This is a genomic window from Verrucomicrobiota bacterium (assembly GCA_016871495.1).
GTDB lineage: Bacteria > Verrucomicrobiota > Verrucomicrobiia > Limisphaerales > VHDF01 > VHDF01.
In genome coordinates this window covers 1-12,290 of record VHDF01000114.1, presented here as the reverse complement: position 1 = coordinate 12,290, position 12,290 = coordinate 1, and the positions used below count along the sequence as shown (strand labels likewise).

The window sequence follows — 12,290 nt, the reverse complement described above, 5'->3', positions numbered from 1 at the left end:
TCGGGGAGCTTCAGCGAGCGATAGACGCGCGAAGTGGCCAAGAGCCCCGCATGAGACGAAGCGGTCTCGTCGAGCGGCTTGGGATCGATGGCGAACGGCGACTTGGCTTGGACGGGCAAGCGAGCTGGCATGCGAAATAAATACATGATGTATATAACATTGCAAGAGAACAATTCACATCTGATGCGTCCTGAAGCGGTTTTTTTGAATCGCTACCGAATTACCCGTGGATCAGGGTTGCAGCTCAATCCGCGCGTCACCATTCCGGAATGGCGTTGTGCCGTATGACCCTGCCTAACCGGTGCCTTGGAACCCAGTCCAGGACCGAAACTTGGAACCGGCCAGCCTCAGAATCTCTTTGGCTGATGAAATACCTGACCACCACGAGACCGCGGCGTACACCAATCCAGAAATCAAAATCGGCCCAAAAACCTCTCCCAGCCGAGCCGGAAGGGTGGCATGGCCCAACCACTGGGTCCACATCATCCGAACGCCCAGGGCCACCAAACACGCCAGCGCGGCGCAGGCCAGCATGCCTTGTCCGGATCGTTTCATCCCCGAAAAATCGATCGCGGGCAACTTCTTGCGCAGCGCGAAAAGAAGCAGGCCCACGTTCATCAGTGAACTCAGAGTATTAGCGATGCCCATGCCTCCCTGCCGGAATGCAGGAATCAGCCACCACGCGAAAAGAAGATTCATCGCCAGGCAGAATGCCCCGATCCGCATCGGTGTTCTCGTGTCGCCCAGGGCGTAAAACGCGCGGGCCAGCACATGGACCATGGAAAAAAACACCAAGCCTGGTGCCAGGCAAGTCAAGGCGAACGACACGCGATCGGTCGAAGTCGCGGTGAACGCCCCTCGCTCCAAGATCAGCCGCACCATCGGCTCCGCCAGGGCCAGCAACAAACCCGAGGCGAACAAGTTCACGAACAAGAGATGCTCCAGACCCCGCACCAAAGTGGATCGAAACTCGGGATATTTCTTTTCCGCCGCCATCCCGGACAACGTCGGCAGCAGGTAGGTTGCGAGCGACAACCCAAAGATCCCCTGCGGGAACTCCATCAACCTCACGGCATAATCGAATGCGGCGTTGATGACGGGATCCACATGAAACGCCAGGAGTTGAGTGAACAGAACATTGATTTGGAATGCCGCGACGCCAAGGGTCCCCGGTATCATTTTCCGAGTGACCTCCACGACCGTCGGGTGCTTCCAGGGAGTGATCCACCGGAATCGAAATCCCTGCTTCCACAACGTGGGAACCTGGTAAATCACCTGCGCCACGCCGGCCAGCAAGATTCCCACCCCAAGCCCGTACACTTGCTGCTCGAGTGAAGCTCCAAAGCGGGGCGCGATCAAGAAAACGGCCAGAATCATCACCACATTGAGCATGGCCGCGCCCATGGCGGGCACAAAGAAATGGCCTCTCGAGTTCAGCATTCCAATCAGGATCGCCGCCACGCAGACCAACATCAGGTAAGGAAACATCAACCGGGTCAATTCCAGCACCAGCCTCGTTTCGCCACTCCATGCCTGACTCGCCAGCGCCGCGCTTAAGCCCGCCCAGGCCAGCAACACAATCACCCCTGTCGCCACCAGGGTGGCCGAGAGGACGGCGTTGGCCGATTCCCACATCGATGCCTCCCCTTCTTTGCGCTCCTTATCCTTGAAGGTGGGAATGAATGCCGCCGTCAAAGCCCCTTCCCCGAGCAACCGTCGAAACAGATTGGGGATCGTGTAGGCGAGCTTGAAGATGCCCGCGACCGGACTGTCCCCCATGTAACCCGCGTAAACCATTTCCCGGACCATGCCGAGAACGCGGCTGACCAGCGTGGCGAACCCCATGGCACCCGAAGACTTTAACATCTGCGACACAGCCGCAAAGCTGCCGGACCCCTCCCCGACCACGCAAGGGTCAAAAGGGATTCCTTGATCCCCAACTCATGGCCTCCCTCCTCACGCCACGACCGGTCGATCAGTCCGCACCATCATCCATGCCGCCGCCGCCATCAAGTGCAAGCCGCCGAAGGCCCACAAGACCGCGTCCCACCCTCCAAACCGCTCCAGAATCCAGGGCACCACGATGGGAAAGGCCCAAGCGCCGAGGTTGCCCATCATGTTCATGGTCGCATTCACCGTAGTCGTGTGCGACCCGCCCAGGTCAATCGTTAACGCGTAGGCGCAAGGCGAGGCCAGTCCCGCCAGAAATGACCCCGCGCTGATCACCAGGACCGCGCTCAAAGGATCCTGCAAGCTCTTGGACAGGAAAATCAGAACCGCGCATCCGATCAAAGATCCCGCGCTCAGACCGCATCGCGCCCGAGCCAGACTCCGGGTGCGCCTCCAAATCAAATCCGACACCCCGCCCCCGACCAGACTCCCGCCCACCACCGCGAGCAGCGGAAGCATGTTCAGGAAACCCGACTTCGCGACCCCAACCCCGCGCGTTTCCTGTAAATACGTCGCAAACCAGCTCGCGAAGAAAATGTATCCCGCCGCACGGCACGCCTGCTGCAAACAAATCCACCACAACGTTGCGCTCCCCGCCAGGGTCCTCCAGGGCGTTCCACCCGGATTCACGCGAGCGCCTTGCGCCAAACCCTCCCCGGCCTCGCTCCCCAGGGTTTCACCTTCCGGTCGAATCCTTCGAATCTCCGCCGCGTTCACCGCGCCATGTTCCCGCGGATGGTCTCGAAACCATCGCCAAAACACGACCGCCCAGATCAATCCAGGCATCGAAATAACAAGGAACGTAATCCTCCAGTTCCATCCCGGCGCCACTCGCGGATCCAGCCATTCCAGCATCCAACCGGTTAACCAGGCGCACAAGGCTCCCCCCAAAGACATGAAACTCGTCAGCCATCCGGTTGCGGTGGCCCTATCCGACTGCGGAATCCATCGAGCCAAACACAGTGTGGTGGTGGGGAAAAGGCCGGCCTGCGCCAGGCCCTGAACCACCCGCCAACACGCCGCCCACGCCAGGCCGGAAACAAAGGCCGCGGCCAGTGTCGCGGCCGACCACAAGGCGGCCAGGGCAGGCAGAACCCGGCGAGGCCCAAATCTCATGCCCAAACTCGAGCAAGGAATCTGGCCCAGCGCGTAACTGAAAAAGAACGCGCTCATCAACCACCCGGATTCCTGCTTCGTCAAACCCAAGTCGTTGCGAAGAGTGCTCTCCGCCACGGCCACCACATTGCGGCACAAATACGCCAATGCCGCCGCCAAACACAGTCCAGCCAACACCCGATGACGAACTCGCGTGGGCCGTTCCATTCCCGCCTCCGTGGCTCCGGAGTCCCCACCTCCACTCATAAAGCGCCGTCTTTTCGCGCCTCCACGACTTCACTCAAATGGTCGAAGAGATGATCGACTTTGGACAGCGTTTCCGCATCCAACCGGCAGCCCACTGGACCTCGTATTCTCGTGCTCGGAAAGACTCCCTGCCGGTGCAGCAAGTGCTTCTCCACGGCCAGAAACGCGTCCAAACGGGTTTGCAAACCGATGAGTTCGGACAGGGGTCGATGAATGGCAGCCGCCTTGGCGGAGTCCCCTGTGGTCAACGCGCGCCACAACGCCACCAGCGCTTGAATAAGGTCTGCCCCCGGCATGGTTCCCGCCACGCCCACAGCGTACGATTCCACCAGGGCAATCCCGCCCGTGCCCTCGAAGACTTTGGCTTTTCCGGCCGTGGCTTGGCGCAGTTCGATCAATCGCGGCACAATCGGGGTGGCCTCGGGTTTGAACCAAACTCGATCGGCGCCGAATTCCTCCAGCAGCCGGGCTTGCAGTTCAATGCTCATGGGCCGGCCTACATAACCGCTCGCATCCTGCACAATGACCGGAAGATCCGACGCGTTCAGAATCCTCGAGTAATACGATTCCAACTCTGCCTCCGGCACCGGCACACTCACCGGTGGAATCGCCATCACGGCATCCGCACCGGCCGCCTCGGCATGCCTCGTGAATTCCTCGGCCACTTTCGAGGATTCAGCACCCACACTGATGACAACGGCACCGCGGGAGGCCGCTTTCCTGACGACAATCTCCGCCAGTTTCATCCGCTCATCCGAGGAGAGCCGGAGAACCTCCGACACCATCGCCATCACCACGCCATCCGCCCCGTGATCGAAAAGCCACTCGATTTCCCTTTCAACGGTCCCGTAATCGATGGATTCGTCATCGTCATAGGCCGTTTGGAAAACCGGCAACACTCCGTGGACGGCTTTCGTCGTTTTCATGGATGACTGAGGGGTTACTGGTTCTCGGGCCCGTCTGCATGCGGGCCGCTAGCTCGATTCCGCGACGAGGTAGCGCTTCACAAAATCCTCGTTCAACGTCACGCCTAGGCCCGGACCCTCCGGAACCTGAATGAAACCGTCCCGACCCGCCTGCATTTTTTCATGCGTCAGCTCATGCCGCATCGGCGATTCGTCCACACAATCCTCGAACAGGAAGGCGTCTCTGCACGTCGCCAGCCAATGCAGGCTTGCGGCCACGGTCAGCGGGCTGGTGTAACAATGGTTGCACAGCCGGGCGTTGATTTCCTCCACCCGGGAGCGAATGAACGCGGCATCCGTGAATCCGCACCGGGAAATATCCACCTGATACACATCCAGCGCGTGGCGATCGATCAGAGGTCGAAACGATTCCCTTCCGCATTCGGCCTCCCCCGCGGCGATCGGCACGGGTGAACGATCCCGCAGCCAGACATAGCCATCGACGTCCCACGGCCTCAGCGGTTCCTCCAGCCATCCGATGCGGAACTCGGCGAATTGCTGCGCCCGGCGCAGAGCCGTGCGCGCATCCCAGACACAACCGGCATCGACCAGCAGCGTGTTCTCGGCGCCAAGCCCCCGGCGCGCCCCGCTCACGAGGTCCAAATCCAGCGCCTCCGACTGGCCCATGGGTTCCCAACCGAACTTCACCGCCCGGTATCCCCGCTCCACCCAGCGCTTCCCGATCTCCGCCGTCTCGTGGCCGTCGCGCCCAAAAAGAATGCTCGCATAAGCCGGGAAGCGGGCATGCTGCTTGCCGCCCAGCAACGTGTGAATGGGGACGCCAAACTTTTTGCCCTTGAGATCCCACAACGCCATGTCCACCGCGCTCATCGCGGTAATGCCCACCGAGGATCGGCCGAAATATTGAGTGCGCCGAAGCATCTTTTGCCAAAGGCGCTCGTGTTCGAGGGCATGCTCGCTTTTCAAGATCTCCCTCAGGCCCGAGGCAATGTTGTGGCTGAACGGCGCGTCCACAATGGCCTTCACCACCTCCGGAGAGGAATCGGCTTCGCCAATCCCTTCCAACCCGTCGCTGGTGCGCACGCGAACCAGCACGACATCCTGACAACTGGCCGTCTTGGCAGCCACATGGGGAACGCGCAGAATCTGGCAGATGATGTGTTCGATCTTCATAAGCTTCGATCATCACCGCTCCGCCAGGCGGGGCTTCGCGGTTTTCGGTGGTAAGGATGGCTCATCGTTCCCCCAGTAAGAGCAGGAGCAGGGTCAAGAGCAAGAAAATGGCTTCCAGCAGTTTTCATTTTGACTGATCAAGGTAGGGCGCGCACTCCGCTGCGCGCCGAAACCGGGTGTTTCCAAAGGCGGCGCGCACGGAGTGACGCGCCCTACCCACCAAAATGAGAACGGCTGAATGGCTTCTGATTTCACTCCATCAACCGGGAAACCGGAACACCACCGCGCGTGCACACTACGCCAGCAACCCCGGCACCACCTGGGCATGGGTCACCTCCGCGTCGGTCAAACTGGTGTCCCGGCCTTCGTGAGGATAATGCAAGTTGCGGTGATCAAGACCCAAGGCGTGCAAAAGCGTTGCATGCAGATCATGGACACTCACGATCTGATCCACGGCGCGATATCCGAAATCGTCCGTGGCCCCCACCACCTGCCCGGCCTTGAATCCTCCCCCCGCCAGCCAGAGCGAAAACGCATGGCGGTTGTGATCCCGCCCGTCTTTGCCCTGCGACACCGGCAAGCGGCCAAACTCGCCCGTCCACAACACGATGGTGCTGTCGAGCATGCCTCGCTGCTTCAGATCTCTCACCAGCGCCGCGCTGGGTTGGTCGGTCCGGGCGCATAACCCCTTCAAACGCTCCGCGTTCTTGTCGTGAGTATCCCAAGGCTGGCCGCTCATGAACAACTGCACATAGCGCACCCCCCGCTCCACCAACCGGCGGGCCAGCAGACAGCGGCGCCCGTAATCTTCCGTCTCCGGACGGTCCAGGCCGTACATCCTCCGCGTCGCTTCCGATTCACCGCGCAAGTCCAAGGCCTCCGGCACGGACGTTTGCATGCGCGCCGCCGTCTCCAAGTGGGCAATGCGCGCCGTCATCTCGGTATTCTCCGGAAATCGCGCGGCATGCCTCGCGTTGATGCGCTTGAGAAAGTCCAATTGCTGGCGCCGCGACACCTCCGTGAAATGGTCCGGTGTGTGGAGATTAAAAACGGGCGAGGGTCCGCTCCGAAAAGGCGTCCCCTGATACACGGCGGGAAGGAATCCCGCGGACCAATTCCGCTCCCCGTCCACCGGCAGTCCGCCCGGATCGGATAAAACCACGTAGGAGGGCAAGTTTTCAGTTTCCGCCCCCAACCCGTAAATGATCCACGACCCCATGGAAGGCAGTCCCGCGAGAAACCGGCCCGTGTGAATGATGCGCAGCGCGGATTCGTGATCGACGGATCCCGTCGTCATCGACCGGATCAAGGTGAGGTCATCCGCGATGCCCGCGGTGTGCGGCAGGAGCTCTGACAATCCCATCCCGCATTGACCGCGCGGCTGGAACCGGTAAGGCGCTCCCAACACGTTTCCCGCTTGTTTGTCGAAATGGATCTCCAACGACCCGCCGGGATAAGGTTTGCCATGCCAGCGATTCAGTTCCGGCTTGGGATCGAACAGATCCATCTGGCTCGGACCTCCGTGTTGAAAAAGGCTGATGACCGCCTTGGCTTTGGGACGAAACTTCGGAACGTGAGCGGATGCGGACCCGGTCCCCTTGCCCGCCTTGGCCCCGACTGCAAGCAAATCGGCCAGAGCCAGGCCGCCCAGGCATCCCGCCGCGGAACAGAGAAACGACCTGCGGCCCCAAGCGTGAAAGGCACCCTTCATTCGAGATAAAGATAAGCATTCATGAGATACATCGATTGCCCCAAATCGGACCACGCGCGAATCCCCGCCTGTTCCCGCGTTCGGTAAGACTCCATTTGTTTTCGCAGAAACGCGCGGCATTCCATCGATTCTCCAAACCGCGGCAGCCTCCCCAAGGCGAGGAGGAACATGTGGTTGAGGCGATCCTGCTCGTGTCCACCCGCTTCTTTGAAAACCCGCCGGGCCAGGTCTTCTCCGCGGCGAACCGCAAACTCGGAGTTCAGAAGATTCAACGATTGCAGAGGCATGGTGGTCGGTTCGCGCTTGGAACAATTGAACACGATCGAGGGCGCATCGAACACGCCAAGCAAGGTCGCCACCTGAGTCCGCTTTTGCTGAAGGAAAATCGATCTCGCAAAAGCATCCGGATGCTTCTCATCCACCACCACTTCCCCCGCCCCGTTGCGCGCGGTCGGCACGTAGGGTCCATGGCTCTTGGCTCCCAACATGCCGCTGGAGGCCAGCATGCCATCGCGAATGCTCTCCGCGTCGAGCCGGCGCACCGGGAATCGCCACAGGCTTGCATTCGCGGAGTCCTTCGCCAATCCCTCCGCTCGCGAAGCGCTCGATTGCCGAAACACCGCCGAATCCAAAATGAGTGCCTGCAATCGTTTCAGGCTCCATCCGGATCGGGCGAATTCCCAAGCCAGCCACTCCAGCAGCTCCGGATGGGTCGGGTTGGCTCCGCTCTGTCCCAAATTGTCCGGCGTCGATACCAACCCGGTTCCAAAAATCTGCAACCACACGCGATTGACCAGATTGCGCGCGAGCAATCCTTCCTGAATCGATCCCGGCTGAGTCAGCCAATCCGCCCACGCCGTCCGCCTCCCCCTCGCTTGCGCGACCCCGTCCGCCTGGCTTCCCTTCGGCAGATGGCCCACACCAGACAGAAAGGCGGGAAAGGCGGGCTCCGCCACCACGCCCGGCGTCTTGGGATTGCCCCTGTTCAGGACCCGCACCACGGGAGTTTTCTCGGACATGTCGCTCACCCAAGCCACCTGCCCGGGACGCGGCTGCCGGCGCTTGGCGATCTCCTGCAACTGCTGGTCGGCGGACTTTTGCCGTTCGGCAAATGCCTGCTCGAATTCCGAGGATGCCTTCGCCCAAGCCGGATCTTCCCTCCTCGAAACGGCGACGCGCACGTCATCCACTTCAAAACTGCGCCCGCAGCAATACTCGAAACCGAATCCGCCCGGCGGCAAATCTTCACCCTTCAACACCATCGGCGGTCCATCCGGCGCGTCATCCACCCAATGTTGCATGGAAAAGCGATCCTCCCCGGTCATGGTAATCCTGACGCCATAGCGCCGGCCGGGCCCATATCCGGTGGTTCCGAGGCTGCCGCGGTTCTTGGAATCAGGACCGGGATAATCCACATAAATCGCCGAAGGACCGCCCGGATTCCCATCGATGAGAAGGTTGCCTCCAGGGGTGGAAGAACTGTCGTCGAAATCGTGCAAGGCGATCATCCAGCCGATGCGATCCGCATCGCGGCCAGCCTGACCGGCACGGGCCGACCTCAATAGAAAACTGGCTTCGATCCAATCATTCGTTCGCGCCGGCCTCCAATCGAAACTCGCTCGCGTCGAAATCCAACGATCCCCTGAACCACCTCCCTCAATAATGTGCAAACTGCCCCTTTCAACCCGGGCCGAGGGCCCCGCCTCGCCCTGCCAAGTCACCGGAGGCGATCCGCCCTCCGTGTCGTCCCCGGGGGCTCGATTGGACCACCTCGACCGTGAGACCGACTCACTCTCGAAGTCGTCGGCAAACAACGTCCGGCCCTCGACGCGATGCGATCGCACCCAGCGCGCCAGTTCCTGCCGAATCGCTTCCGTCTCCGTGTCCCGCTGTTTCTCCGCCACCTTCCAGTTTTCCAATTCGCCGGGCAGCGAGGCCTCCACCACGCGGTCATTGGGCTTGACCCATTGCTCAATGTTGAAGGCCGGATAGAGAAAAGCTTGAAAGGAGTAATAGTCGGATTGCGTGAACGGCTCGAATTTGTGGTCGTGGCATTTGGCGCACTGCACGGTAAGCCCCAGAAGGCTCGACCCCAGAATCTGCATGCTCGACTCCAATGCGTAGTAACGGTCCACCCGCACTTCATCCGGATTTCCGTCGCTCTCACCCGATCCATCCTGTCCGTTCCTCAAAAAATGGGTCGCTTCCAAAAGCTCGATGATGCCGGCATTCGCCGGCTGGCCCGGTTTCCACCCGGACATTTCATCCCCCGCCAGTTGCTCGCGAATGAATCGGTCGAAAGGTTTGTCGTGATGCAACGAACGAATGACATAATCGCGGTAGCGGTAGGCCAGCGGACGATCCGTATCGGCGGAAAAATAACCGTTGGAGTCCGCATAGCCCGCCGCGTCCAGCCAATGCTTGGCCCAGCGCTCGGCCCGTCGAGGTGTATCCAGATACGCTTGGACTCTCCTCCGGTAAGCGTCAGGGTGGCGGTCCTTCAGGAATGCCTGCCACTCTTCGATCGAAGGAGGCAGCCCCGTCAACACCAGCGCCGCGCGCCTCAGCAACACAGGCTTCGAGGCTTCGACGGAAGGACGCAGTCCTCGCCGGCGAAGACCGGAATGAACGAAGCGATCGATGGGATTCCGCGGTTTCCAGCCCGGGATGGCCTCGGGAACCGCCGGAGACTGCAAAGGCTTGAAGGACCAATGAGCCTTGGCCTCGACCGCCGCCCTGGACGGCATCAGGCTGCCAAGGCAAAACACCAAAAAAGCCCCGGACCAGCGAAGGCATCGCAAGGTCTGAAATCGAAATTGCCTGGGTGCAAGGTCCATGCGGGCTGAAGTCAAGAGCTTGCCAGACTCCGTCATGGCTGTCCATGACGGCCCGCGCCATATTGGCCTGCATCCACACTTCGTCGGGGCGCGCCGTTCACGGCGCTTCAGGGTGTTTCTTCAAAGGGGCATGGCAAATTCAAGCGGCGAGCGTCTGGCCAGGGCTTGAGGGGCGAGACATCGACCGGGAAAAGCTCTCCGCGGACGGGCTTGGGTGTAAGGAAGCCACGTGAACGGCGCGCGTCGGCAATTTGCGGACGCGTCGAGCTGATTCGGCTCAAACACCGCGCTCCGCCAGCACCTGCAGAACGAACCGTCGTCAACCGCCGGCGGATTCCGAACCTCAACTCATCCCCAATTCCTGCCGATTCAGATGGAGATCGAGTTCTGCTTTTGCCATACTCCACCGGTGCCATGCGAGACCGTAGCTCCGATTTCTCCGCCTCGCGCGTCCGCCTACCCCTGCCGGGGTCCCTGCGGATTTCGCTTTGCCTGGCTGCGGGTTTGATTTGTTCCACCTTGGGAGCCCGCCCGGTCACGCTCGACGACCTTCGGAGGGAGCCCAAGCTGACTCCGCAACGATTCGCGTCTTACTTCAGCGAATTTCGCTATCAATTCTTCGAGGAAGTACAGCTTCCGGAGATGTTTCTCGCGACCGAGTTGGGGGATTGCGACGACTACGCCACGCTCGCCGCCGAGATCCTGAGCCAGCGTGGTTTCCGCCCTCACCTGATCGCGGTTCGCATGCCCGGCCTGGTGCATGTGGTATGCTACGTTGACGAGATCGGGGGATACCTCGACTACAACAGCCGCGTGTACCTCAAGCGAACCGTTTCATGTGACAAGGATCTGCGTTCGATCGCCAACAAGGTTGCGCGTTCGTTCGGCGCCCATTGGACCTCCGCGTCCGAGTTCGCATTCGTCCATCGTTTGAAGCATCTCGTCTCCACCATCACGCACGCGAACCCTTCCGCTTCGGTAAGCTCGATCCCTCCTCGCTCCACTTCAGATCCGAGCCTCACCCCCTTGCCCTTGCGATAATCCGGAGGCGCCAGGACGCGGAGGAAGGAAATCCGGCGATCCCGTCCCAAACCCGGTCAACGGGTCTTGTTCGTCACGGGTTCACCCTGCTCGTTGAAATTCTGCGACTCCACAACCTGCCCCTGATCGAGTTTCGCCCTGGCCTTGATCCGTCCGTTGGGATGGTAGGCGAAGGAGTCGCCATGCGGCAGCCCGTTCGAAAGCGAGATTCTCTCCGCGATCCCGCCTTGCTCGTGGTAACGCACAAACGCCCCTTCCATCTTGCCCTGTTGAATCTGCCCGACCGATTGGGTCGCCCCGGAATCGAAATACTTCACCCGGGTGCCGTGCGATACCCCGTTCTCAAATTGTTCCACGATTTGCAAAACCCCGTTGGTGAACCAGCCCTGGGAAACCCCGTGCAACACCCCGTTGGAAACGAAAGACCGCGACTGCAAAGTTCCCCCCGGGTAGAAGGTCGTCATCCAACCCGTAAAGGGCCCCGTGGCGTTTGTCTGCCGCAACCGCCGGTTCTCCAAGACCAAAGCGGCGCGGTCCAACTCCGGCAAAACAGGAGCGGGCAGGACGCTCGTGGTCTGGCTCGTTCGAAGCCCAAACCAAGCAAGCGCTAGAATAAGGACTGCCATCACCAGAATGACCTTCAAAGACATCAACACGAGGATGCGCGCGGGAACGCAGAAAATCAATCCGGTCCACCTGCGCCTGTTCCAAGGAAAACGGCTGATCCTTTTCTAGGGCAACCACGGATCACACGGATGGATGGAGAATTCATCGCTATCCTGGAGTTCCATCCAGACGGTCGAAAATCCTGATTCTCATCGAACCGAGCGAAAGCCTGTTTTCATCCGTGTAATTCGTGCGATTCGTGGGCAGACGACTCCCTGATCCGTGGATGTGGGCCGGCCACACACCCCGAAGGCAACAGACCTCGGGGGCAAGACTTTTTCACCAGAACCTTTTTTCGGCGCGGCAAAGTTATTCACCGCCGGCTGCGGGGAGCTGTTCCTGGCTCTCCTCGCCCGCGGATGAATAACTTTGGAAACCGTATCAGTTGTCTGCAGTTTGGCGCAGGCTGCCCAGCCTGCCTTATCACCGACGGCCCGTCGGCCCGGCGGGTGAAGAACGAGGCCCTTCCATGCTCTCCACGCGCCTAGCCCGGATATATCATAGGTCGTGGCGATTTTGGACAATTTGGGGCGTAATCGCCAATGTTGACGCGGGTTTGGCGGCCTGATGGGGATTTCCAGGTTTTTGACAGGGTGTCAGGATTTGGCGGCGCGCTGACGGGTG

At 60.6% G+C, this 12,290-nt stretch carries 8 protein-coding genes; 1 reads left to right on the top strand and 7 read right to left on the bottom strand.

Annotated features, from left to right (window positions below):
* Nucleotides 1–294 precede the first annotated feature (294 nt).
* From murJ to FJ404_17735, 6 genes are all read right to left on the bottom strand, one after another.
* Nucleotides 295–1,875 carry a murein biosynthesis integral membrane protein MurJ gene (gene murJ, locus FJ404_17760; GenBank protein MBM3824701.1) on the bottom strand — a complete coding sequence of 527 codons (1,581 nt, stop codon included), beginning with the start codon at nt 1,873–1,875 and terminating at the stop codon, nt 295–297.
* Between the two features lie 81 nt (nt 1,876–1,956).
* Nucleotides 1,957–3,312, bottom strand: coding sequence for an MFS transporter (locus FJ404_17755; protein MBM3824700.1), 1,356 nt, complete (start codon nt 3,310–3,312; stop codon nt 1,957–1,959).
* Entirely contained in the window at nt 3,309–4,238 is a 930-nt protein-coding gene (locus tag FJ404_17750) for a dihydrodipicolinate synthase family protein (GenBank protein ID MBM3824699.1), read from the bottom strand. Before FJ404_17750 ends, FJ404_17755 begins: the two co-directional genes overlap by 4 nt.
* Before the next feature lie 48 nt (nt 4,239–4,286).
* Nucleotides 4,287–5,411 (bottom strand): mandelate racemase/muconate lactonizing enzyme family protein, encoded by a 1,125-nt coding sequence (locus FJ404_17745; protein ID MBM3824698.1) that lies wholly within the window; start codon nt 5,409–5,411, stop codon nt 4,287–4,289.
* Nucleotides 5,412–5,706: 295 nt separating this feature from the next.
* On the bottom strand, nt 5,707–7,122 hold the full coding sequence (locus tag FJ404_17740; GenBank protein MBM3824697.1) for a DUF1501 domain-containing protein: 1,416 nt from the start codon (nt 7,120–7,122) through the stop codon (nt 5,707–5,709).
* Complete coding sequence (locus FJ404_17735; GenBank protein ID MBM3824696.1) at nt 7,119–9,995, bottom strand: DUF1553 domain-containing protein; 2,877 nt, start codon at nt 9,993–9,995, stop codon at nt 7,119–7,121. Before FJ404_17735 ends, FJ404_17740 begins: the two co-directional genes overlap by 4 nt.
* A 378-nt stretch (nt 9,996–10,373) precedes the next feature.
* Here FJ404_17735 and FJ404_17730 point away from each other — a divergent pair, with 378 nt between their 5' ends.
* Complete coding sequence (locus FJ404_17730; protein ID MBM3824695.1) at nt 10,374–11,000, top strand: hypothetical protein; 627 nt, start codon at nt 10,374–10,376, stop codon at nt 10,998–11,000.
* 56 nt (nt 11,001–11,056) lie between these two features.
* On the opposite strand, the gene FJ404_17725 is transcribed toward FJ404_17730, so the two are convergent.
* On the bottom strand, nt 11,057–11,656 hold the full coding sequence (locus FJ404_17725; protein MBM3824694.1) for a toxin-antitoxin system YwqK family antitoxin: 600 nt from the start codon (nt 11,654–11,656) through the stop codon (nt 11,057–11,059).
* Nucleotides 11,657–12,290: the final 634 nt, after the last annotated feature.